This window comes from Pseudomonas sp. Mn2068 (assembly GCF_049319725.1).
GTDB lineage: Bacteria > Pseudomonadota > Gammaproteobacteria > Pseudomonadales > Pseudomonadaceae > Aquipseudomonas > Aquipseudomonas gingeri.
Map to the genome: position 1 here is coordinate 66,189 of NZ_JBMOUG010000001.1, position 22,349 is coordinate 88,537.

The window sequence follows — 22,349 nt, forward strand, 5'->3', positions numbered from 1 at the left end:
ATTCGCTACGCTCGATGGCCACAGCAAACGGCTCAAGGATGTGATTCATGCGCGTACTGCAAACCAACGCCCAGGACGATTTCCGGGTCAAGGCGTATGCCGGCACCAGCGGGGTGCTGCTGGCAATGGACCTGGCGGAGTCGAAGCGGGCTGGCCTGCTGGGTTTTGCCATCGAGCGCCAGGTGGGGACCAAGCCCTGGCTGTTTCTCTTCAACAGCCTGACCTTTCCCGGCAAGGAGCACACCTTTCCCCAGTACCACGCCACCCCCAGCGATCTGGCGCCGTTGCAGAAATTCCGCTGGGCCGACTACAACGTCGAGCCCGGCACCACCTGCAATTACCGCGTGCACCTGGCCTACGGCACGCCCGATGCGCCACAACTGGGCGAGTCGCTGGCGGTCACGGTAACCACCGACAACGGCCTGCCGAAAAACCAGCGGGTGATCTTCAATCGCGCGGTGGCGGCGAGCCAGGGTTTCGAACGCAAGTTTCCCGACCTGGACAAGCAGCTCACCACCCAGAAAGACCTGCCTATCGAGGCCTGGCCCGACGCCGCGCGCCTGTGGCTGGAGAATGGCCTGCTGGAAGAACTGCTCGGTTTTATCGCCCGTGCCACGGATGCACAGTGGGGGCTGGATATCGCCATCTACGAGTACCAGTTGAAGGCGATTGTCGATGCCGTCAACGCCGCCCAACAGCGCGGCGCGCGGATCCGTGTGCTGTACCACGCCAAGGTCGGTGACGACGACACCACCCTGAACGAACAGAACCTGGCGGCGATTCCCGCCGAGGGCAAGCGCGGGCGGGTGACCAGCAATATCTTCCACGACAAGTTCATCGTCCTCAGCCAGCGCGATGCCGCCGGCGAGTATCGGCCCGAAGCGGTACTGTGCGGCAGTACCAACTTCACCGCCAATGGCGTCTACCGCCAGGCCAACGTTGTGCACATACTCGACGACAGTCGCCTGGCCGGCGAGTACATCCAGGTCTTCGAACAGATCTGGGCGGCGCCGGCGAATGTGGCGGCGACCCGCAAGTGGATTACCCAGAACAATCCGATGGACCCGGCCCAACCCTTGTTCGCCGGGTTTTCCCCGCGCACCGGCCAGGGCGACCTGAAGGAATTCGAGCAGATCATCACCGCGGCGCGCAAGGACCTGCTGTTCGCCACGGCCTTCGCCTTGCCCCAGCAGATTCTCGATGCCTTGCTCGGCCAGCCCCATGACGATGTCTTGCGTTATGGCCTGCAGAACACGGCCAGCAGTATTTCCGGCATCCACGCCGACCGCACCGATGACTTTGTCGCCACGGCGCTGCTCAATACCGGCCTGGAAGGCTGGATCAAGGAAGGGCTCAACGGTCAGAAGGGGCGGCTGCTGGTGCACACCAAGGCCATCGTCACCGACTTCACCACCGATTCGCCGACCATCATCAGCGGCAGCCACAACCTCAGCGTCGGTGCCAGTGACGGTAATGACGAAAACTTCCTGGTGATACGTGGCGATGTCGACCTGGCGGACCGTTATGGCCTGGAGATCCTGCGTTTCTACGAGCATTACCGGTTTCGCTATTACGCGAAGAAACTGGCGCTCAAGCAGGTCCAGCCGCTGTCGCCGGACAATAGCTGGAGCGACGGGTATTACCAGGACGGGGACCTGAAGATGTTGTCGCGGTTGCGGTTTGCCGGGCGTTGAAGTGGATTCGATGATTGCCAGGTTCAAGACTGGATGATATTAAAGGGCCATTTTTATTTCGGGCCTTGCCCGGCAATCGAGCAAGGAATCGCCAGGCATGGACAGCAGTGATGGATCGAGTGGCAATGAAGAGCTGATTCCACTCAGCAGTGTCATTAAAAATACCGTTCTGAGCGGCCTTTCCTACCCGGTCCCCAAGGATAAGGAAAACGTCGAGAAAAACCCGGCTCTTGCCCCCGTTCACTTCGTCACCACGCACAATGATGATCCCTGGTCGGCAGGTCTGGATGATCGTCTGGGAGTGGCTGAAGAAGCCAAGGCATTTGCCCGCATGGCGTTAGCCAAGGCGTTTACACCGCCCTTGGCCATCGGCTTGTTTGGCGACTGGGGCAGCGGCAAGTCGTTTTTCATGAGGTTGGTGTACGAGCATATCGAGCGTCTGACCTCAGCGACGCTTCCGGTCAAGGGCGCGCCAGAGGCTGGCTCATCGGACTTTCACCGTGAGGTGGTGCAGATCCGCTTCAATGCCTGGCACTACGCCGAGACCAACTTGTGGGCCAGCCTGGTCGAGCACCTTTTTACGGAGCTGGATCGTTGGTATGGCGCCAACCATCACGATGATCCCCATGCACTCCTCGATGGCTTGTCAACGGCAAGGGCGTTGACGCTGGAGGCCGCGAAAGAACTGGTGGAGCAGCGGCTCGAGCAGCGCAAGGCCTCCCAACGGTTGAGTGAGGCCGAGACGCAACTGGCGGTGGCCCGTGCGTCATTGAAAACGTCTGCTGACCTCTATGTGGGAGCCGTGATCTCTGTATTCGCTGATCCGAAGTCTGATTCTGAGTCTGATCCGGGCATCGAAGAAATCAAGACTGAATTCAAGGCGGCGGTAAGCGAGCTGGGTATTGCACATCTGGCCGGAGAGGTTGAAAGCTTCCAAAAGGTCTCATCGTCACTGCAGGGCGAAGCTACACGGGCTCGCCTCTTGTTTGACGGCTTCAAGTACCAATTGCAATCGGGTTTTTTCATCGGACTTTTCGCAGTGATCGTATTGGCGACGCCCTTTGTTGCGGCGGCGGCAGTGAAGCTCATTCCGTTTCTACAGGGATTGCACGAGGGCGTTTTCGCGCTGGCGTTCGGATTGGCAGGCGTGACCGGGTTGGCCACAAAACTGTTGAAAACGGTCAGGGGCTCCCTGGATAAACTGGAAAGATCCAAGCGTGCGCTGGATATTGCCGTAGAGAAGAAACTCAAGGCTGAAGTGGCGCAGGTGCAGAAGGCGCAAGCGAACCTTGGCAAGATCAGCGCCGATGTGGAAGCGGCCAAGGCCCGTGTGCAAGTAACCAGTGCGAAGCTGGCGCAGGCAACGCAGGACTTTCAGGAGGGCACCGGCGCCGGGCGCCTGAAGCAGTTCATTCGTGAGCGGGCTGATGGGCGCTATGCGCAGCACCTTGGCTTGATCGCAACCATTCGCAAGGACTTTGAGCAGTTGGCGTCCAATATCGCCCAACTTGCAGGTAATGCTGTCGCCACCGGTAGCGATGGAAGCCGGGAAAAACCTCCCTCTGCGGTCCTGGCTGCGGAGCGTGCTTTCAGGGCAGAAATGGGCCGATTCCTGTGGCGCTATCGGCATGAGCTTGAAGCGGATGAGCTTCTGAAACTGCGCAAACCTCTTTCCTTGTCTTCACGAACTGCAGACGAGATCTCTTTCAAGCGGATCGTGATTTACATCGATGACCTTGATCGCTGCCCGCCAGAGAAGGTCGTGGATGTGCTGCAGGCGGTTCACCTGTTGCTGACATTTCCGATTTTTGTCGTCATGGTCGCCGTGGATGTGCGCTGGGTCAGCAATGCGCTGCTCAAGCACTATCGGGGAATGATGTCCGGTGTTCGAGACTCAGGAAAAGACATCGCGTCGGCTACCGACTACCTGGAGAAAATTTTCCAGATACCCTACTGGATGAGGCCAATGGACGAGCCGGCGAGCCGACTCTTCCTGAGCGATCGCCTGCAAGGCATTACACCTTCCTCCTTGGGGCTGCCTCCTCTGGCGAACGATTCCGGGAGCACGCGGGAGGAGGCGGTGCATCGTGTTACCAGGAACTTGTCGATCAACAATCGTGAAATCGACCTGTTCAATCAGTTGGCTCCCTATATCGGCGGTTCTCCCAGACGAACCTTGAGGTTCTTGAATATCTACCGGTTGATCAAGGTCAGCCTGAAAAGCATTGACCTGAAGGAATTTGAGGACAATGGGTTCATCGCACTCATGGCACAGATTGCCTTGGCTACAGGCCACCCGGATACGTTCGAAAGGTCGTGTTCGTTACTGGTTGAGGATGTTGGCTGGACGGAGCTGCGTCATGACCTGCTTGGAAAGGAAGAGGGACGCAGCCTGCAGATCAGGCAGGTCGCCAATATCCTGGATATCTACTTCAAGACGTCTCAACTGATTGAGGGGCGGCGGATGAGGCTGCTGAAAAAATACGCCGCCATTGCCCGCCGCTACTCCTTTGTCGGCTAGGCACCGGCCTTCAATCGGCTCATCTCGCGGCGATACTGCTTCGTCCGCCGCCCGATAAACAACCGATCCAGCACCAAAGCCCACACCGCCGAAACCTCGGGCTGCGGACGGCGGCCCTTGCTCAGGCGCTTGAGCTGGAATTTGACCACCGCCATGCTCGCCAGCGAGGCCAGCGGTTTTTGCTTCCAGCGGATCGGCTGTAACTGAGGATGGGTGTCACGGCCTTCGCGCCAGTGCCGGGGCAGGTGCGGTTCCAGCGCCAGGGCGGTACCGATACCGGCCATGGCGATGCCGCTGTCCAGCACCTGCTCGACAACGGGTAGGCGGCGGATGCCGCCGGTGACCATCACCGGCATCGTCGCCACCTTCGCCAGTTCGCCGGCCATTTCCATGAAGTAGGCTTCCCGCGCCAGCGTCCGGCCATCCCGGGCTTCGCCTTGCATGGCCGGGGCCTCGTAGCTGCCGCCGGAGAGTTCGACCAGGTCCACCGGCAGCTCATTGAGCCATTCGATCACCTGGCGCGCATCGTCGGCATCGAAGCCGCCGCGCTGGAAGTCCGCCGAGTTGAGCTTGACCGCCACGCAGAAGGTCGGCGCCACCTCGGCCCGAACGGCCTTGACCACCGACAATAGCAACCGGGCGCGGTTTTCCAGGGAGCCGCCCCAGCGATCGGTACGTTGATTGCTCAGCGGCGAGAGGAACTGGCTCAGCAGATAGCCATGGGCCGCATGAATCTGCACGCCGGTAAAACCCGCCTGTTCGGCAAGCCGGGCGCTGCGGGCAAAGCGTCCGATGACGTCCTCGATATCCGCTTCGCTCATGGGGCGCGGCTCGGCGAACATCTTCGAGAATCCACCCAGCTCCAGCGGAACCGCCGAGGGAGCCCAGGCGATCTGGCCGAGATTGGCCATGGTCTGGCGCCCGGGATGGTTGATCTGCATCCAGAACTGCGCACCCTTGGCCCGGCCGATCTCAGCCCACTGGCGGAACTTGCGCAGATGCCGCTCATCTTCCAGCACCACGCCGCCGGGGCCGGTCATGGCGCGCCGGTCGATCATTACGTTGCCGGTCAGCAGCAGTCCGGGCTCGCCATCGGCCCAGGCGCGGTAGAGTTCCATCAGGTGGGACGAAGGGGCGTTGTCCAGGTCGGCCATGTTCTCTTCCATGGCAGCCTTGGCAATGCGATTCGGGATCTGTACGCCGTTGGGTAGCGGCAATGCTTGGAAGGGTGACATGCTTGACTCCGGGGTAGTGGGGAGTTCAGGCTAAGCTTAAAGTAAACTTTAATGTCAAGCCCCGATGCGAGGATTTCCATGAAGATCGGTGAACTGGCTCAACGCAGTGGCCTGGCGGCCTCGAAGATCAGGTTCTATGAAGCCCAGGGCCTGATCCGCAAGGTGCATCGCCAGGCCAATGGCTATCGGGAGTATCCGTCCGAGGTGTTGCAGACCTTGTCGATCATCCAGTGCGCCCAGCAGGCTGGCTTCAGCCTGGAGGAGCTGCGAGCGCTGGTGCCGGCTTCCGAACCGGGAGTCTGGGATCATGCGGAAATGATCGAGAGCCTGGAACGCAAGATCGCTCAGATCGAGGCCATGCAGGCCCGTCTGGCCCAGAGCAAGCTGCAACTGCTCGGGGTGGTGAACAGTATCAGGAGCAAGCCGGCGGACATGCCGTGCGCGGAAAACGCCGAGCGCTTGATGGCGTCGCTGAATGTGCCGCAGGTAAACGCCAAGGGGCGCGGCGTCGAGCAGTAGCTCGTCGAACCGCGCCTTTCCCTCAGCGCGCCGGTGTTATTCCCCGGCCAGGGAAAATGGTTGCGCTCCGGGGAGCGGATTGCGCATCAATGTGCCCACCACCAGCGCGCCGAACAGCGCCAGCAGACCCGCGACCCAGAGCACCGTGCCAAAGCCGCCGACGAAAGCCTGGCGGGCCAGTGGCTGCACCACGGCGCGTGCCGACTCCGGCAGTACGGCCATCGCCGCCGACATATCGCCGGCCACCACCCGCGAAGCAATGGCCTGGGCCTGATCGCGCCACGGTGCGGCCTGCGCGCCGAGACTGGCCTGGAGCAGGTCCTGGGTATGGCCGGCGAGCAACGCACCGAACACGCCGATGGCCAGCATGATCGCGCTGAAGCGCATGGTGGTGCTCATGCCCGAGGCCATGCCGGAGCGCTCCCGGGGGACGCAGGCCATGATGTTTTTCTGGGTATCGCCATTGAGCAGTCCGGCACCGGCGCCCGTCACGGCAATCGCCAGGCCGAAGGCCAGGTAGCCGCCGCTGCTGACCGCCCAGGCACTGAGCAGATTGCCGCAGCCGACCAGGGTCAGCCCGCTGGCCATCACGGTCGCGGGCTCCAGGCGCGAGGCCAGTCGCACGCCGATACGCGGGCAGATCAGCATGGTCAGGGCAAAGGGCAGCATGCCCAGGCCAGAGGCGATGGCCGACAGGCCCAGGCCGTTCTGCAGGTAGAACGGCAGCAGCGTCATCATCACCTGGGCGCAGCCGGCGTAGGCGAACATCCCCAGCAAGGCCCCGATAAAGCGCGGATGACGGAACAACTGCAAGTCGACCATGGGGCGTTGCTGCACCCGCTCGACCACCACGAACACACCGAGCAGAGCGACCCCTCCCAGCAGTCGGGCGTAGGTCAGCGGATGGCTCCAGCCAATCTGGTTCGCTTCGATCAGGCCCCAGATCAGGCACAGCAGCGCGCCGCTGAAGGCCAGGCTGCCCCAGGGGTCGAGACGGGCCGACTGGCTGTCGCGGGACTCGGGTACCGCATGCCGGACCATCGCCATCAGCAGCAGGCCGATGGGCAGGTTGATAAAGAAGATCCAGCGCCAGCCCAGGTACTGGGTGATCAGTCCACCAACCGTCGGCGCGGCGGTCATCGCCACGCCCATGCAGGCGCCCCAGAAGGCCCAGGCCTTGGCCCGCTCGACTTCATCGTGGAAGGTGTGGCCGATGGAGGCGAGGGCGGAAGTCAGCAGCAGCGCGGCCCCGACGCCTTTGATCGCCCGGGCGATATCGAGGAACAGGCTGCTGGGCGCGGCGCCGCAGCCGAGGGAGGCGAGAATGAACAGGCTCAGGCCCCAGAGCAGGGTCTTCTTGCGGCCGAAGCGGTCGGCGATGCTGCCGGCGGGCAGCAGCAGGGCGGCGAACGCCAGCATATAGGCGCTGACCACCCACTCGATATCGGCAAAGTTCGCCACCAGGTCACGGGCGATGCTCGGCAGGGTGACGGCGACGATATTGGTGTCGAGGACAATCAGCGAGCAGACGCCGGACGCCGTCAGCAGCGTCAGGCGCGGGCTGACCCGGCTCATGGGCGTACCTGCGCCGGCAGCCTGGTCGTGGCTGTCCCGATCAGGCGGCGGTCCGGTTGCCGTCGGAAGATTGCCTCGGGGGCAACGATGGGCGTCGGATCAGCCGCCGCGACCAACGGTATGCCCGAACAGGTACAAGGCAACGGCGCAAGGAATTTGACGGACATGCTCAAGGCTCTCTACTGTGACGGTAAGACAGCTTAACGCGGGGTCGGCCCGGCTTTGTTAGGCCAGTCCTGGTACTTCATTACCTTTGAGCTAATGCCCGTATGGAAATCCGCCATTTCCGTTATTTCCTGGCTGTTGCCCAGCAGCGCAATTTCACCCGCGCGGCAGAACAGCTGGATATCGCCCCGCCAACCCTGAGCCGGCAGATCCAGGACATGGAAAATGCCCTGGGCACCCGGCTGTTCCTGCGGGGGCAGCGCGAGGTCAGCCTGACCGAGGCGGGCGCGGCGCTGCTGCCGGAGGCCGAGGCGACCGTGCGCCAGTTCGAGCATGCGCAGCGCAACGCCCAGCGAGCCGGGCGCGGCGAGATCGGTCATATCGAACTGGGCTATGTCGCCGGGGCGGTGTATTCCGGGGTGTTGCAGCGCCAGGTCAAGGCCTTTGTCCGGGCCTTCACCGATGTCAGCCTCAATGTGCGGGAAACCCCCATGGCGACATTGCCCGGGCTGATCGCCGAAGGGCGTTTCGATATCGGTTACGTGCGCTCGCCGATGTCCCTGCCCGAGGGCGTGGACGCCGTGCGTCTGAATACCGAGGGCTTTGTGCTGGCGATGGCCGACGACAGCTGGTTGTGCCGCCTGAAAAATATCGGCGCCGAGCACCTGCAGAACGAGACCTTCGTGCTGCCGGAGCAGATCAGCGGTACCCTGCAGGTCGCCGCCCAGGGCGGTTACGCGCCGAAGCTGGGGCCGCAGCCCGGCGGGCTGGTGGCGGTGATCGCCGCGATATCCCTGGGCCAGGGTGTGGCGGTGGTGCCGGAATCGGTGATCGGCCATATCAACCTGCCGAATGTGGTCTATCGGCCCATCGAGGGTTGCCAGGCCACGTCCTGGTTGTCGCTGATCCATCGCCGCTTCGAGAAGGCACCGGCCGTGGCCTGCTACATCGAGCGGGTCAAACGTGAATTCCCGGAGAGGCAGCATGATTAATCCCGCGCATTTCGACCTGCAGTCCCTGCGGGTATTCCTGCTGGCCGCCGAGCACGGCAGCCTGACCAAGGCGGCCGAACACGCCAACATGACCCTGTCGGCCCTGAGCAAGCGGATCGCCGAACTGGAGCGCACCACCGACTGCCCGTTGTTTACCCGTTTGCCCCGGGGGCTGGAGCTGACCTCGGCGGGGCACGGATTGCTGGTCCATGTGCGCAGCATTCTCGACGGAGTCAACCGCATGGCCGTGGAGGTCGGCGATTTCGCCGTCGGCGTTCGCGGGCATATCAAGGTCTGGGCCAACACCTCCGCGGTGGTGCAGTTCCTGCCCCAGGACCTGGCCCGGTTCCTGTCCCACAACCGGCAGGTGCGCATCAGCCTGGAGGAAGCGCTGAGCGAGGCGACCATCGACGCGGTGGAAACCGGCCGGGCCGATATCGGCGTGTTTGCCGACAATGTCCCGTCCCCGGGGCTGGAGACCTTTGCCTACCGCACCGACCAGTTGGTGCTGCTGGTGCCCTCGGCTCATCCGCTGGCCGGCCTGGACAGCATCGCCTTCGTCGACACCCTGGACTTCGACTATGTAGCGCTGAACCAGGGCAGTTCATTGCTGCGCCGGATTACCGATGCGGCTCATCGGGCGAGCAGGGTGCTCAACGTGCGAATCCAGGTCAGCAGCTTCGACGGCATCTGCCGGATGATCGAGGCCGGGTTGGGCATCGGCATCCTGCCCCGGGCCGCGGTGCGTGCCGAACTGCTTGGCGCGGGTTTGCACGCGATCGAATTGAGCGATGCCTGGGCGCGACGGACCTTGTACCTGGGGGTGAAGTCCCGGGCCGGCCTGGCGCCGGAGGCCCTGCGCCTGTTCGAGTTCCTGCGCACGCCGCTATAGCGGGTGGCCGATGACCCTTTCCTGAATGGAAAGGGTCATGGATCAATCACGGATTTTCATGTCGCCTGTCCCCGCTGACAATCCCCCTCACTTCTTCAGGAACAGGTTAAAGGGGGCGCCATGCAAAAGCCGTTGCAGGGGATCCGGGTGATCGAACTCGGGCAACTGATCGCCGGGCCGTTCGCCGCCAGGATACTCGGCGAGTTCGGCGCCGAGGTGATCAAGATCGAACCGCCGGTCACCGGCGATCCCCTGCGCAAATGGCGCCTGCTGCACGACGGCACTTCGGTGTGGTGGGCCGCGCAGTCGCGCAACAAACGCTCGCTGACCCTCGATCTGCGCCAGCCCGAGGGCCAGGAACTGGTCCGGCGCCTGATCGCCGACGCCGATGTACTGATCGAGAACTTTCGCCCCGGCACCCTGGAAGGCTGGGGGCTCGGCTGGGATGCGCTACATGCCTTGAACCCGCGCCTGGTGATGCTGCGGGTCTCCGGCTACGGCCAGACCGGACCTTATCGCGACCGTCCCGGCTTCGGCGTGATCGGTGAAGCCATGGGCGGCTTGCGCCATTTGTCCGGCGAGCCGGGGCGGACCCCGGTACGGGTGGGCGTCTCCATCGGCGATTCACTGGCGGCGCTGCACGGGGTGATCGGTATCCTGCTGGCCTTGCGTCACCGCGATCAGCAGGACGGGGAAGGGCAACAGATCGACGTCGCCCTCTACGAGTCGGTGTTCAACATGATGGAAAGCCTGTTGCCGGAATACTCGGTGTTCAACGCCGTGCGCGAACCGGCCGGCAGCAGCCTGCCGGGGATCGCGCCGACCAACGCCTATCGTTGTCGCGATGGCGGGTTTGCGCTGATCGCCGGCAATGGCGACAGCATTTACCAGCGGTTGATGGAGGTGATCCGGCGCCCCGACCTGGCCGCCGATCCGCGCTTGGCGCAGAACGACGGTCGTGTACTTCACGTGGAACGCATCGATACGGCGATCTCCCAATGGACCGCGCGGCTGCCCCTCGACGAGGTGCTGTCGATTCTCACCGAGGCACGGATTCCCGCCGGCAAGATCTACAACGTCGCCGACATCGCCCAGGATCCGCATTACCGGGCGCGGAACATGCTGCTCGACAGCCACCTCGATGACGGCACGCCGGTGACCCTGCCGGGCATCGTGCCCAAGCTCAGTCTTACGCCGGGGGAGGTCAGCCGTCCGGCACCGAGACTCGGCGAGCACACCACGCAGATTCTCGACGCACTCGGCATCGAACCGGACCGGCAGGCCGACTGGCGCCAGCGCGGTATCATCTGATCACAAGGAGCCCCATCCCATGCATCCGCAACGCCTGTACTTGCAGGAGGTCGCGCCCCGCGACGGCTTCCAGAACGAAGCCCGCTTCATCGACACCGCCGACAAGATCGCCCTGGTCGACGCCCTGGGCCTGTGTGGCTACGCCAAGATCGAAGTCACCTCGTTCACCTCGCCCAAGGCCATACCGGTGTTGCGCGACGCCGAGGCGCTGATGGCCGGTATCCAGCGCCGGCCCGGGGTCGAATACACCGTGCTGGTGCCCAATGTGCGGGGCGCCGAGCGGGCCCTGGCGTGCGCCATCGACGAGGCCAACCTGGTGATGTCGGTGAGCGAGGCGCATAACCGTTCGAACCTGCGCATGAGTCGCGAGCAGTCTTTCAGCCAGTTGTGCGAAGTGGTCCAGGTGATCGGCGCGGGGCCGGTGGCGGTCAATGTGTCGTTGTCGACGGTCTTCGGCTGCCCGATGCAGGGCGATATCGAGATCGACGAGGTGCTGCGCTGGGTCGAACGTTTTGCCCGTCTCGGAGTGCGTGGCGTGACGCTCTGCGACACCACGGGCATGGCCTATCCGAGCCAGGTCGAGGCGCTGTGCCGGGTGGTGCGCGAGCGTTTTTCCGACCTGCAGCTGACCCTGCATTTCCACAACACCCGGGGCATGGCCCAGGCCAACGCCCTGGCGGCGATTGCGGCCGGTATCGACCGCTTCGATGCATCCCTCGGCGGCCTTGGCGGTTGTCCCTATGCCCCGGGGGCCAGCGGCAATGTCTGTACCGAGGACCTGGCGCACATGCTGCAACTGATGGGCTTCGACACCGGTCTCGACCTGGACCGGGTCCTGGCGGCCGCGGCCCGTCTGCCCGGACTGGTGGGTCATGAAGTTCCCAGTCAGATACTCAAGGCTGGCAAGCGCCTGGACCTGCATCCGATTCCGGCCCACGTCGCCAGCCTCGATAAACAACTGCCTTCCAACCGCCTTCAGGAGTTGAACCCATGATCGACCATCTCGACCACCTGGTGCTGACCACCATCGATCCCGTTGCCGCCGAGGACTTCTATGTCCGGGTATTGGGCATGCAGTTGGAAACCTTCGCCGGAGGACGCAAGGCGTTCCGCTTCGGTAACCAGAAGATCAACCTGCATGTGCGTGGCCATGAGTTCGAGCCCAAGGCCCACCTGCCGGTACCGGGTGCGCTGGACCTGTGCTTTATCGCCGCGATTCCCCTGGAGGCGGTGATCGAACGGTTGCGCCAGGCCGACTGGCCGATCATCGAGGGGCCGGTGATGCGCACGGGCGCCACCGCGCCGATACGCTCGGTGTATGTACGCGATCCGGACCTGAACCTGATCGAGATTTCCGAACTGGCCGGGGAGAGTGACGCCCGATGAACATCGTCTTTCTCGACAGTGCCAGCTTGCCGTCGAGTATCGCTCGTCCGGCCTGGGTCACCTCCTGGATCGATCGGCCCGATACCGCCCCGGACCTCCTGGCGCGGGTGGCGGCCGACGCCGAAATACTGATTACCAACAAGGTCCGTCTGGGCGCCGCGGAACTGGAGCGCCTGCCGAAGCTGCGCTTTATCTGTGTCGCCGCGACCGGCTATGACTGTATCGACCTGGCGGCCTGTCGGGATCGTGGCGTGATGGTCTCCAATGTGCCGGCCTATTCGGCGCAGAGTGTCGCCGAGGCGGTGATTGCCTCGATATTCGCCCTGCGTCGACAGCTGTTCGCCTACCGTGAGGCGGCCCTGCGGCAATGGCCGGAGTCCCGTCACTTCTGCGTGCACGACCAGTCGGTCCTGGATGTGCGTGGCAGTGTGCTGGGCGTCGTCGGCAAGGGCGGCATCGGTTCGTTGACCGCACGTATCGCCGAGGCGGTGGGCATGCGCGTGATCTTTGCCGAGCATCGTGGCGCGAGCCAGGTCCGCCAGGGCTATCTACCGTTCGAGGCGGTGCTGGAGCAAAGCGATGTGATTTCCCTGCATTGCCCGCTGACCGAGCACACCCGCCATCTGATCGGGGCCGCCGAACTGCGGCAGATGAAACCCACGGCCTTGCTGATCAATACCGCACGAGGGCCGTTGGTGGACGAAGCGGCACTGCTGGAAAGCTTGCGCAGCGGCCGGTTGGGCGGTGCGGCGCTGGATGTGCTGGCGGTCGAACCGCCGGAGGCCAATCATGCGCTGCTCGCCTGCCGGCACCCGAACCTGATCATCACCCCTCATGTCGCCTGGGCCAGCCAGAGCAGTCTGCGACGCCTGGCCCAGGCGATTGTCGCCAACCTGGAAGCCTTCCAGGCGGGAGCGCCGATCAACCGAGTGGCCTGAGTGGCCCGGCGGCACCCGTCTTCAAAACAATAACAAGCGTGCTCCCTACGGGGTTGGCCGATTCAGGGCCCGGCCCCCTGCTGCCCGGGGAACGCCCATGCTGACGAGGACCTACCATGACAAAAACAATCGCTCCCTCGCTGACTGCCGCCACACCCCGTCGACTCCGCTGGCTGTCGATCCTGCGTCATCTCTATGTGCAGGTGCTCGTCGCCATTGTCCTGGGTATCCTCTTCGGGCACTTCTATCCGCAATTGGGGGCCGACATGAAACCCCTGGGCGACTCGTTCATCAAGCTGATCAAGATGCTGATCGCGCCGATCATTTTCTGCACCGTGGTCAGTGGGATCGCCAGCATGCAGAGTCTCAAGCGCATCGGTCGGGTCGGGTTCAAGTCACTGCTGTACTTCGAAGTACTGACGACCCTGGCCCTGGTGGTCGGCCTGATAGGTGTCAACCTGCTCAAGCCCGGTGTCGGCCTGCATATCGATCCGGCCAGTCTCGATGTCCATGCCATCGAGTCCTACAGCAAGGTGGCCCATGAACAATCCGTGGTGGGCTTTCTCACCCACATCATCCCTGCCACGGTGTTCGGTGCCTTTGCCGAGGGTGACATCCTGCAAGTGCTATTCATCTCGATCCTCTTCGCCTTTGCCCTGCAGATGCTGGGGGCAGCCGGCAAGCCTGTGCTGGAGTTGATCGACCTGATCGCCCAGGCGTTCTTTCGCATGGTCAGGATCGTGATGTATGTCTCGCCATTGGGAGCCTTCGGCGGTATGGCGTTTACCATCGGCCAGTATGGGGTTGGTTCCCTCGGCCACTACGGCAGCTTGCTGCTCTGCTATTACCTGACGGCTCTGTTTTTCGTGTTCGTGATTCTGAATCTCGTCGCGCGACTCGCCGGCTTCAGCCTCTGGAGTTTCCTGAAGTACATTCGCGACGAGTTGTTCCTGGTGCTGGGCACCTCTTCATCGGAGTCGGCGTTGCCACGTCTGATGGGCAAGCTGGAACGCCTGGGCTGTGAGAAGTCAGTGGTGGGCCTGGTGGTGCCGTCGGGCTACTGCTTCAACCTGGATGGCAGTTGCATCAACATGACGGTGCTGGCGATCTTCATTGCTCAGGCCCTGGACATCCAGTTGTCCCTCGGGCAGCAGGTCACGCTGTTGCTGATCCTGTTGTTGACCTCCAAGGGCGCGGCCAGCGTCACCGGTGGCGCGTTTATCACGCTGGCGGCGACCCTCGGCAGCCTGGGGGTGATCCCGGCGGCGGGGTTGGTGCTGGTATTGGGGATCTACCGGTTCATTTCCGAAGGTGGCGCGCTGATCAATGTGATAGGTAATGGCATTGCGACTTTGTTTATCGCCAGGTGGGAAGGCGCTCTGGATAAGCAACAGCTGGCCTCGGAGTTGTGCAAGGGAGCGCCCCACGAGGTGGATGCACAGCCTTGACCGAATCGTCCAAGGGCGGTCCCGCGACCACCCGGTCCACGAAAGCCGGGTGGTCGAGCACGGCTCAGGGTTCCAGTACGACTTTCAGGGAGCGATCGCCGCGCTCCATCACCGCGAAGGCATCCATGAAGTCCGCCAGGGCGAACTTGTGGGTCACCACGTCGCGCATGTCGATCTTGCGTTGGCCGATAAAGTCGATGGCCCGCGGGTACATGTAGGGCCCCAGGTGCGAGCCGAGCACATCCAGTTCCTTGCGGTCGCCGATGATCGACCAGTCCACCGTGGCCTCGTCGTTGAACACGCTGAATTCGACGAAGCGTCCGAGCTTGCGCAGCATCGCCAGGCCCTGGTTGACCGCCTTGTGATGGCCGGTGGCTTCGATATAGATATCGCAGCCGTAGCCGTCGGTAATGGCGCGGATCTTTTCCAGGACGTCCTCACGGGCCGGGTTCCACACTTCGTCGGCGCCCATGCGCAAGGCCAGTTCGGCGCGTTCGGGCTTCATGTCGAGGACGATCAGGCGCTTGGGGTTGCGCAGACGCACCGCGCCGATGATGCCCAGGCCGAGGGTCCCGGCACCGGCCACGACGACGATATCGTCGAAACCGACATCCGCACGATCGGCGGCATGCAGCGAACAGGCGAGGGGTTCGATCAGGATCGCCTCGTCCGGCGGGATGCTGTCCGGCACCTTGTGCACGATGCCTTCCCTGGTGAAGATCATGTACTGGGCCATGGCGCCCTGGACGTTGTTCTGGAAACCGTACAGGTCGTGTTTCTGGCACATCCAGTACTGGCCGTGGTTGCAGAAGCGGCAGCCCCAGCACGGCACGATCTGTTCGGAAATCACCCGGTCGCCGATCTTCACGCCACGTTTTTCCGCACCCGGGCCGAGGGCGACCACGCGGCAGACGAACTCATGGCCGGGGATCATCGGCGGCTTGACGTAGCGCGGTTGTTCGGCGTCGCCCCAGAACGACGGCGCGCCGCGAAAGGTCTTGATGTCGCCCATGCAGATGCCGCACAGCTCGACCTTGGTGAGAATCTCGTCGGGGCCGGGTGTCGGCACCGCGACTTCTTCCAGGCGGTAGTCCTCGGGGCCGTAGCAGACCACGGCCTGCATGGTGGCGGGGATGACCGGCTGGTCGTGGCGGGAAGGTTGCTCGATAACACGGGTCATGGCAGTGGACCTCGGAAAACGCGGGGTGACGGCGTGCGGCAGTGGTCGATCGGCCGATATGCACGGGCGATCACCGGCGCCGCGACGCGGGGGTGGCACCAGCCCGGTGACTGCGCGGGGCTGGGCTCGGTGGTTCCTGATGGCTCGGGGCTACTTGGCGGTGCCGGAAACCTGCAGGTACAGCGCGTCGGCATTGGCGTTGGTGACCGGCACCCATGGCAGGATGTAGGTCTTGTCGGTGCCGTCACCCCACTTCAGGTCCTTGGCGTAGCGCTGCCAGATCACTGACTGCGGCTTGTAGTCCTTGCCGACGAGGGTTCGCAGGGCCACGTCGAGAGCGCCCTGGGACTGCGCCTGGGCATCCTGCAGGAAGGTGGTGACTTCGTCTTTCTTCGCCGCCTGGATGGCATCGGGCATGCCGTCGATCGCGGTGATGGGGACGTCGTTTGGCGACAGGCCACGGGATTTCACCGCTTGCAGGGCACCCAGGGCCATGTCGTCGTTCTGCGCGATGATGCCGGAGATGCCGCCGTTGGGGTGGGCGTTGAGCCAGTCCTCGGTCAACGAAAGGGCTTCGGCGCGCGACCAGTTGGCGGTCTTCATCTCGATGACCTTGATGCCCGGGTTCTTCAGCAACACTTCGACTTCGCCCTTTTGCCGATCGATCTGCGCCGACTGGCCGATCGGGCCCTGGATGATCACCACGTTACCCTTGCCCTTGAGCTTGTCGACCATGGCCTGGGCCTGGAGGCGCCCGCCCTCGATATCGTCGTTGCCGATGTAGGGCACATTGGCGCTGGCGACCTTGGTGTTGGAGGCGATCACCGGCACGTCGCTTTCCTGGGCGCGGGCCACGGTGGCAACCCCGGCCTTGGTGTCGATCGGCACGAAGATGATCGCGTCGTAGTGCTGGGTGACCATGGTCTCGATCTGGTTGTTCTGGGTCAGGGCGTCGTAGTTGCCGTCGAACACGGTGATCTGCACCGTGCCGTCCTTGACCGCCGGGTGCTCCTTCAATTCGCGGACCCAGTTCTGCATGAACTGACCCTTGAGGCCATAGACGGCGGCACCGATCTTGTAGGTCTTGCCCTGGGCGAAGCTGACGCTGCTGGCGAGCAGGGAGACGGCCAGCAGGGCGAGTACTGTTTTACCTGACTTCATGGAGAACACCTTTATTGTTGTTGTCGTTCGTTTTTGGCGAAGGCAAATGGCGGGTCAGCGTTTTCTCTTGCTGTGAAATTCCTGTGGGTCGCAGCGTCATGTCTCGCTGTGAATCTATGTGTATCAAATGAAATTCTGATCAGTCAATGGGTTTTTGTTCAAAAAATCATGAGGGGCTGCCGGAGGCGTTGTGCTGATGGTTTGCCCTTTTTTCTAGTGGCTAAAGCAAATCATGCTTGACAGTAGGGGGTGTAATGCCTGAGAAATGGTTGATCAAATTCTCATATGCAGATCATATGATCAGTTTTTGCCTCATCACGGCAGCGGAGTGAAACGCCATGAATACAGCATTCTCGGTGGCCATCGGGTGTGACGAAGCGGGTTATGAGCTCAAGGAGGTGCTCAAGCGGTATATCGAGACCCTGGGGCATCCGGTTGAAGACTTCGGCACCCATTCGCTCGACCCGGTGCTCTATCCGGACATCGCCCTGGCCGTGGCCAATGCGATCAAGGGCGGCGCCCATCGACTGGGAGTGCTGGTCTGTGGCACGGGAATCGGCATGGCCATTTCCGCCAACAAGGTGTTCGGAATCCGCGCGGCCCAGGCCCATGACACCTATTCCGCCGAGCGCGCGCGCAAGAGCAACGATGCGCAGATCCTGTCCATCGGCGCGCGGGTGGTGGGCGCCGAGCTGGCCAAGAGCGTGGTCAAGTCGTTCCTGGAATCGGAGTTCGAGGCGGAGCGTTCCGGAGCCAAGGTCGAGCGCATCAACGCCATCGAGCGCGACGGGCATCCCTAGCGGGTATTCCCCGACCTGCGGGCTCGCACCGGATGATGCAGCACGTCGCAGCGAATTTCTAAACCCGTGCGTTCGTAAATGAAGCAGGTACAATCCGGGGTTTTAACGGGCTGATATGCCGTCCGGTCCGCTGCTCCAGAGAATTTCGATGCTCATTGGTAGTTATTCCCCCGCGCTGGTCTTCATCTCGCTCTGTGTGGCGATCCTGGCCTCCTATACCGCCCTGGACCTGACCGGGCGCATTGCCACCGCCCGTGGCCGCGCCGTCTATCTGTGGATGGCCGGCGGCGCCCTGGCGATGGGCGTCGGGGTCTGGTCGATGCACTTCATCGGCATGCTCGCATTCCGCCTGCCGATCGAGCTCGGCTACGACGCGCCGCTCACCGCGCTGTCGCTGCTGATCGCGATCCTGTCCTGCGGTTTTGCCCTGTGGCTGGTCAGCCAGCCGCGCCTGCCGTTGTGGCAGCTGGCATTTGGCGCGCTGGTCATGGGGGCCGGTATCAGTGCCATGCATTACTGCGGCATGGCGGCATTGAGGATGCAGCCCGGCATCGACTACGACCCGACCCTGTTCAGTGCGTCGCTGGTGATTGCGGTGGTGGCCTCCGCGGCGGCACTGTGGATTGCCTTCCACCTGCGGCACAACACTCCCCATGTGCGCCTGGCGCGCAGCGGGGCGGCGGTGGTCATGGGGATTGCGATTGTCGGCATGCATTACACCGGCATGGCGGCGGCGAATTTCGCCGAAGGCAGCTTCTGTGGCGCGGCTGCCAGCGGCCTGGCGCTGAAGGGCCTGGACCTGCTGGTGTTGGTGACCAGTCTGGCGGTGCTGTCGATTGCCTTGTTGACCTCGATCCTCGATGCCCGGCTGGAGGCGCGCACCGCCGATCTGGCCGATTCGCTGACCCTGGCCAACCAGGAACTGACCCAGTTGGCGCTGCATGACACCCTGACCAGCCTGCCGAACCGGGTGTTGCTGGCGGACCGCATCGACCAGGCGATGCACAAGGTGAGCGCCGATGGCGGCTGTTTTGCCCTGATGTTTATCGACCTGGATGGCTTCAAGCCGGTGAACGATGCCTTTGGCCACCACATGGGCGATCAGTTGTTGCGTGAAGTCGCGCTGCGCCTGCGTGAGGACCTGCGGACCCAGGACACCCTGGCGCGGATCGGCGGCGATGAGTTCGTCCTGCTGGCGCAACTGGCGGAGCCGGACGATGCGCTGCAGGTGGCGTCACGCCAGGTCAATCTGCTGTCCCAGGCGTTCCGGGTATCCGGTCATGACCTGCAGATCTCCGCCAGCATCGGCATCGTGATGTACCCCGGCAACGGCCAGACCGCCGAAGAATTGCTGATGAACGCCGATGCGGCGATGTATCACGCCAAGGGCGCGGGCAAGAACGGCCACAGTTTCTTCGATGCCTCGATGAACGGTAATGCACGCAAGCAACTGCAATTGCTCCAGGACCTGCGCCAGGCGCTGGAGTGCGACCAGTTCCGCCTGCACTACCAGCCCAAGTTCGATGCGCGGGGCGGCTTGCCCATCGGTGCCGAAGCCCTGTTGCGCTGGGAGCATCCCGAGCAGGGCCTGTTGCCGCCGGACACCTTTATCACCCTGGCGGAAAAGAGCGGCCTGATCATCCCCATCGGCGAGTGGGTGTTGAACGAGGCTTGCCGGCAAATGCGGCTCTGGTACGAACAGGGCTACCAGCACTGGCGTATCGCGGTGAACCTCTCGGCCCTGCAGTTCTGCCATGGCGGCCTGGTCGCCAGCGTTGCCGGCGCCCTGGAACGGCACCGGTTGCCGGCCAACAGCCTGACCCTGGAAATCACCGAAACCACCGCCATGAGCGATGCCGATGCGAGCATGACGGTGTTGCAGCAACTGTCGGACATGGGCGTGGACCTGTCCATCGACGACTTCGGCACCGGCTATTCGAGCCTGATGTACCTCAAGCGGCTGCCGGCCAACGAGCTGAAGATCGACCGCGGTTTTGTCCGCGACCTGGAGCACGACACCGACGACGCGGCGATCGTTTCGGCGATTGTCGCGCTGGGTCAGGCGCTGGGCTTGCGGATTGTCGCCGAAGGTGTCGAGACCGACATGCAGCAGGACTTCCTGACCCGGCTGGGCTGCGACTCCCTGCAGGGTTATCTGCTGGGACACCCGTTGCCGGCCGATCGCTTCATGGCGGACATCAGCCGGGCCGAGCAGCAGAAAGTGCTGGGTTAATGACCGCTGACCAGCGGTGCCTCGCCGCCAAGGCTGCTGCCGGTTTTCGTGCGCATCAGGGTCGCGGCGATGCCGGCGCCCAGCGCGGAAAACAGCGCGCCCGCCAGGAAGGCTGCCTGATAGCCGTCATTGAGGGCATCCAGGGGCGGCAACCCGGCACTCAGGTGCAAGTGGGTGCGCGCCGCCGCGAGACTGGCGAGCGCGGCCAGGCCCAGTGCGCCGCCCATCATGAACGCGGTATTGACCACTCCGGACGCCAGGCCTGATTCGGATGGCGCGACATCGTTCATCGCTGCCAGCAGCAGTGGGTTGAACGCAATGCCGGCCCCCAGCCCCAGCAGCACCATGCCCGGCAGGATATGGTGCATGAAGGTGCCGTTCACGGGCGCCTGGGCAAACAGCAGCAGGCCGATGGTCGCCAGTGCCAGCCCTGCCGCGAGGGGCAGGCGGATACCGAAGCGCATCACCAGCCTGGCCGAGATACCCAGCGAGAAAACCGCCATGATCAGGTTCGCCGGCAGGAAGGCCAGGCCGACTTCCAGCGGCGTGTAGCCCAGCACCAGTTGCATGTACAAGGCCGAGAGGAAGAACCAGGCAAACATCGCCGCGGCCCAGAGCACGCCGACGACATTGGCGATGGCCAGGTTGCGCAGGCGAAACAGGCGCAACGGCATCAGCGGCACCCTGACCCGGGTTTCGATCACCAGGAAGGCCACCAGCAGGCCGGCGGCCAGGACCAGTTGCCCGACGGTGCGGGTCGAGCCCCAGCCCATCTCGTTGCCATTGACGATGGCGTACACCGCCAGCATCAGCGCGGCGGTCACCGTCAGGGCGCCGGCCACGTCGAGGTCGCGGGAGGGATGTTCGTTGAGGGTTTTCGACAGCAGGCGCAGGGACAGCAGGATCACCGCCACGCCGATCGGCAGGTTGACCAGGAAAATCCAGTGCCAGCTCAAGGTACTGGTCAGGACCCCGCCGAGCATCGCGCCCAGGCTGCCGCCGCCGGCACAGACAAAACCATAGACACCCATGGCCTTGGCGCGGTCGGCCGGTTCGCTGAACAGATCCATGATCAGCGACAGGGCCACGGCGGTGACCACGGCAGCGGCCAGGCCCTGGAAGGCGCGGGCCCAGACCAGCACCACCTGGGTCTGGGCGATGCCGCAGGCCAGGGAGGCCAGGGTGAAGAAGCCGATCCCCAGCAGGAACAGCCGGCGATGTCCGTACAGGTCGCCCAGGCGTCCTCCGAGCAGCAGGAAGCCGCCGAAGGTCAGCATATAGGCGTTCACCACCCAGGCCAGGGAGGTTTCGGAAAACTGCAGGTCGGTCTTGATCGACGGCAGGGCGACGTTGACGATGGTGGTGTCGAGCACAATCATCAGGACCCCGAGGCACAGCACGATCAGGGCGATCCAGCGTTGTCGGGCGTCGTGGGCAGGGGTATCGGGGGCAGTCATGATGATCTCTCACTGGGGCAGGCGCGAGAGTGTAGGCACCCACGGGTGCCGGGCTCAATGGTGAGATTGTAGTGGGGTTGTGAAGGGTTGTTGCAAGGATGTAAGCGCATCACCCGGGGCGTCATTGCAAGGATCTGCCGATGACGCCGGGGTGAGTTCATCAGCGTTGTCCGGCCAGCCTGTCCGCCAGGGCATGCGCCTGTTCCGCGCCCGCGCGGCGTGATGCTTCATCCATGTCCTGGCCGAGCAGGGTCTTTTCGACCGTCACCGAATGCACCTCGGTAATCCCGACGAATTGCAGCCATGCCTCGACATAGGGTTTCTGGAAATCGAAGCGTTCGGCGGGGGTGGCCGATTGCGCGGAAAAGTCCAGGCCGCGGGCGTAGGTGACCACGGCGATCCTGCCGCCGAGCAGGCCTTCGAGCCCGCGCTCGGGACTGAATTCGAACAGGATGCCCTTGTGGGACACCAGGTCGATAAAGTGCTTGAGCTTGTAGGGAATGCCGAAATTCCACAGTGGCACCGACAATACGATCAGATCGGCCTTGAGCAGGGGCGCGCCGAGTGCCTCCAGTCGTTGCCACGCTTTGGCCTGTTCCGGGCTCAGGGCGAGGCCGGCAAGGGCGGCGTACTTGGCGTCCATGGCGGGCTGGTCGAGGTCCGGCAACGGCTCGCTCCACAGGTCCAGGGTCATCACTTCGGTTGCGGGGCGGTGGTGCCGGTAGCGTTCGATAAAACCGTGGGCCGCTTCGAGGGAGGCGGAGCGGTGTTTGCGCGGCGAGCATTCGATATGCAGCAGGGTGGTCATGACGGCCTCGGTTCGGTGGGAGGAGGCGGACATT

Annotated in this window: 18 protein-coding genes; 12 read left to right on the forward strand and 6 right to left on the reverse strand. The window is 63.4% G+C overall.

Annotated elements, in window-relative coordinates; all coding sequences use genetic code 11:
* Positions 1-47: 47 nt before the first annotated feature.
* Positions 48-1,694, forward strand: a complete 1,647-nt coding sequence (locus ACL9RJ_RS00345; protein ID WP_177083085.1) for a phospholipase D-like domain-containing protein — start codon at positions 48-50, stop codon at positions 1,692-1,694.
* Between the two features lie 97 nt (positions 1,695-1,791).
* Complete coding sequence (locus ACL9RJ_RS00350; protein ID WP_177083083.1) at positions 1,792-4,215, forward strand: P-loop NTPase fold protein; 2,424 nt, start codon at positions 1,792-1,794, stop codon at positions 4,213-4,215.
* On the opposite strand, the gene ACL9RJ_RS00355 is transcribed toward ACL9RJ_RS00350, so the two are convergent.
* Positions 4,212-5,450 carry an NADH:flavin oxidoreductase/NADH oxidase family protein gene (locus ACL9RJ_RS00355; protein ID WP_177083081.1) on the reverse strand — a complete coding sequence of 413 codons (1,239 nt, stop codon included), beginning with the start codon at positions 5,448-5,450 and terminating at the stop codon, positions 4,212-4,214. The two genes, ACL9RJ_RS00350 and ACL9RJ_RS00355, sit on opposite strands and share 4 nt — an antisense overlap.
* Positions 5,451-5,528: 78 nt before the next feature.
* On the opposite strand from ACL9RJ_RS00355, the gene ACL9RJ_RS00360 reads away from it, so the two are divergent.
* On the forward strand, positions 5,529-5,969 hold the full coding sequence (locus ACL9RJ_RS00360) for a MerR family transcriptional regulator (protein ID WP_017126052.1): 441 nt from the start codon (positions 5,529-5,531) through the stop codon (positions 5,967-5,969).
* Between the two features lie 36 nt (positions 5,970-6,005).
* Here ACL9RJ_RS00360 and ACL9RJ_RS00365 read toward each other — a convergent pair whose 3' ends face one another.
* Positions 6,006-7,544 carry an MFS transporter gene (locus tag ACL9RJ_RS00365; RefSeq protein ID WP_017126051.1) on the reverse strand — a complete coding sequence of 513 codons (1,539 nt, stop codon included), beginning with the start codon at positions 7,542-7,544 and terminating at the stop codon, positions 6,006-6,008.
* Positions 7,545-7,813: 269 nt separating this feature from the next.
* Between ACL9RJ_RS00365 and ACL9RJ_RS00370 the strand changes: the two genes are divergently transcribed.
* The 7 genes from ACL9RJ_RS00370 to ACL9RJ_RS00400 all read left to right on the forward strand — a co-directional run bounded on the left by ACL9RJ_RS00370 (position 7,814) and on the right by ACL9RJ_RS00400 (position 14,676).
* On the forward strand, positions 7,814-8,701 hold the full coding sequence (locus tag ACL9RJ_RS00370) for a LysR family transcriptional regulator (RefSeq protein WP_017126050.1): 888 nt from the start codon (positions 7,814-7,816) through the stop codon (positions 8,699-8,701).
* The gene (locus ACL9RJ_RS00375) at positions 8,694-9,593 is read left to right on the forward strand and encodes a LysR family transcriptional regulator (protein ID WP_017126049.1); all 900 of its coding nucleotides are present in this window, start codon (positions 8,694-8,696) and stop codon (positions 9,591-9,593) included. The genes ACL9RJ_RS00370 and ACL9RJ_RS00375 overlap by 8 nt, the downstream gene beginning before the upstream one ends.
* A gap of 120 nt (positions 9,594-9,713) precedes the next feature.
* On the forward strand, positions 9,714-10,904 hold the full coding sequence (locus ACL9RJ_RS00380; protein ID WP_017126048.1) for a CaiB/BaiF CoA transferase family protein: 1,191 nt from the start codon (positions 9,714-9,716) through the stop codon (positions 10,902-10,904).
* Between the two features lie 19 nt (positions 10,905-10,923).
* Positions 10,924-11,898, forward strand: coding sequence for a hydroxymethylglutaryl-CoA lyase (locus ACL9RJ_RS00385; protein ID WP_017126047.1), 975 nt, complete (start codon positions 10,924-10,926; stop codon positions 11,896-11,898).
* Positions 11,895-12,290: a VOC family protein gene (locus ACL9RJ_RS00390; RefSeq protein WP_017126046.1), complete on the forward strand. Its 396-nt coding sequence runs from the start codon at positions 11,895-11,897 to the stop codon at positions 12,288-12,290. Before ACL9RJ_RS00385 ends, ACL9RJ_RS00390 begins: the two co-directional genes overlap by 4 nt.
* A complete protein-coding gene (locus tag ACL9RJ_RS00395) occupies positions 12,287-13,228 on the forward strand; it encodes a D-2-hydroxyacid dehydrogenase (RefSeq protein WP_017126045.1) in 942 nt (313 codons plus the stop codon). Before ACL9RJ_RS00390 ends, ACL9RJ_RS00395 begins: the two co-directional genes overlap by 4 nt.
* Positions 13,229-13,344: 116 nt before the next feature.
* Positions 13,345-14,676 carry a dicarboxylate/amino acid:cation symporter gene (locus tag ACL9RJ_RS00400; RefSeq protein ID WP_017126044.1) on the forward strand — a complete coding sequence of 444 codons (1,332 nt, stop codon included), beginning with the start codon at positions 13,345-13,347 and terminating at the stop codon, positions 14,674-14,676.
* A 64-nt stretch (positions 14,677-14,740) separates the two neighbouring features.
* Here the strand turns inward: ACL9RJ_RS00400 and ACL9RJ_RS00405 are convergent, their stop codons facing one another.
* On the reverse strand, positions 14,741-15,856 hold the full coding sequence (locus ACL9RJ_RS00405) for an MDR/zinc-dependent alcohol dehydrogenase-like family protein (protein WP_017126043.1): 1,116 nt from the start codon (positions 15,854-15,856) through the stop codon (positions 14,741-14,743).
* Positions 15,857-16,006: 150 nt separating this feature from the next.
* Positions 16,007-17,017 (reverse strand): substrate-binding domain-containing protein, encoded by a 1,011-nt coding sequence (locus tag ACL9RJ_RS00410; protein ID WP_017126042.1) that lies wholly within the window; start codon positions 17,015-17,017, stop codon positions 16,007-16,009.
* Positions 17,018-17,355: 338 nt separating this feature from the next.
* Between ACL9RJ_RS00410 and rpiB the strand changes: the two genes are divergently transcribed.
* The gene (gene rpiB / locus ACL9RJ_RS00415; protein ID WP_422764720.1) at positions 17,356-17,817 is read left to right on the forward strand and encodes a ribose 5-phosphate isomerase B; all 462 of its coding nucleotides are present in this window, start codon (positions 17,356-17,358) and stop codon (positions 17,815-17,817) included.
* Between the two features lie 148 nt (positions 17,818-17,965).
* Entirely contained in the window at positions 17,966-20,050 is a 2,085-nt protein-coding gene (locus ACL9RJ_RS00420; protein ID WP_017126040.1) for a putative bifunctional diguanylate cyclase/phosphodiesterase, read from the forward strand.
* Here ACL9RJ_RS00420 and ACL9RJ_RS00425 read toward each other — a convergent pair.
* Positions 20,047-21,507, reverse strand: coding sequence for a DHA2 family efflux MFS transporter permease subunit (locus tag ACL9RJ_RS00425; RefSeq protein WP_017126039.1), 1,461 nt, complete (start codon positions 21,505-21,507; stop codon positions 20,047-20,049). The two genes, ACL9RJ_RS00420 and ACL9RJ_RS00425, sit on opposite strands and share 4 nt — an antisense overlap.
* Before the next feature lie 160 nt (positions 21,508-21,667).
* Positions 21,668-22,315, reverse strand: a complete 648-nt coding sequence (locus ACL9RJ_RS00430) for an FMN-dependent NADH-azoreductase (protein WP_042935357.1) — start codon at positions 22,313-22,315, stop codon at positions 21,668-21,670.
* Positions 22,316-22,349 lie beyond the last annotated feature (34 nt).

Excerpts from the sequence above, each read along its gene's own strand:
- ACL9RJ_RS00345 (WP_177083085.1), top strand. The coding sequence starts at position 48 with ATGCGCGTACTGCAAACCAACGCCCAGGACGATTTCCGGGTCAAGGCG.
- ACL9RJ_RS00350 (WP_177083083.1), top strand. The coding sequence starts at position 1,792 with ATGGACAGCAGTGATGGATCGAGTGGCAATGAAGAGCTGATTCCACTC.
- ACL9RJ_RS00355 (WP_177083081.1), bottom strand. The coding sequence starts at position 5,450 with ATGTCACCCTTCCAAGCATTGCCGCTACCCAACGGCGTACAGATCCCG.
- ACL9RJ_RS00360 (WP_017126052.1), top strand. The coding sequence starts at position 5,529 with ATGAAGATCGGTGAACTGGCTCAACGCAGTGGCCTGGCGGCCTCGAAG.
- ACL9RJ_RS00365 (WP_017126051.1), bottom strand. The coding sequence starts at position 7,544 with ATGAGCCGGGTCAGCCCGCGCCTGACGCTGCTGACGGCGTCCGGCGTC.
- ACL9RJ_RS00370 (WP_017126050.1), top strand. The coding sequence starts at position 7,814 with ATGGAAATCCGCCATTTCCGTTATTTCCTGGCTGTTGCCCAGCAGCGC.
- ACL9RJ_RS00375 (WP_017126049.1), top strand. The coding sequence starts at position 8,694 with ATGATTAATCCCGCGCATTTCGACCTGCAGTCCCTGCGGGTATTCCTG.
- ACL9RJ_RS00380 (WP_017126048.1), top strand. The coding sequence starts at position 9,714 with ATGCAAAAGCCGTTGCAGGGGATCCGGGTGATCGAACTCGGGCAACTG.
- ACL9RJ_RS00385 (WP_017126047.1), top strand. The coding sequence starts at position 10,924 with ATGCATCCGCAACGCCTGTACTTGCAGGAGGTCGCGCCCCGCGACGGC.
- ACL9RJ_RS00390 (WP_017126046.1), top strand. The coding sequence starts at position 11,895 with ATGATCGACCATCTCGACCACCTGGTGCTGACCACCATCGATCCCGTT.
- ACL9RJ_RS00395 (WP_017126045.1), top strand. The coding sequence starts at position 12,287 with ATGAACATCGTCTTTCTCGACAGTGCCAGCTTGCCGTCGAGTATCGCT.
- ACL9RJ_RS00400 (WP_017126044.1), top strand. The coding sequence starts at position 13,345 with ATGACAAAAACAATCGCTCCCTCGCTGACTGCCGCCACACCCCGTCGA.
- ACL9RJ_RS00405 (WP_017126043.1), bottom strand. The coding sequence starts at position 15,856 with ATGACCCGTGTTATCGAGCAACCTTCCCGCCACGACCAGCCGGTCATC.
- ACL9RJ_RS00410 (WP_017126042.1), bottom strand. The coding sequence starts at position 17,017 with ATGAAGTCAGGTAAAACAGTACTCGCCCTGCTGGCCGTCTCCCTGCTC.
- rpiB (WP_422764720.1), top strand. The coding sequence starts at position 17,356 with ATGAATACAGCATTCTCGGTGGCCATCGGGTGTGACGAAGCGGGTTAT.
- ACL9RJ_RS00420 (WP_017126040.1), top strand. The coding sequence starts at position 17,966 with ATGCTCATTGGTAGTTATTCCCCCGCGCTGGTCTTCATCTCGCTCTGT.
- ACL9RJ_RS00425 (WP_017126039.1), bottom strand. The coding sequence starts at position 21,507 with ATGACTGCCCCCGATACCCCTGCCCACGACGCCCGACAACGCTGGATC.
- ACL9RJ_RS00430 (WP_042935357.1), bottom strand. The coding sequence starts at position 22,315 with ATGACCACCCTGCTGCATATCGAATGCTCGCCGCGCAAACACCGCTCC.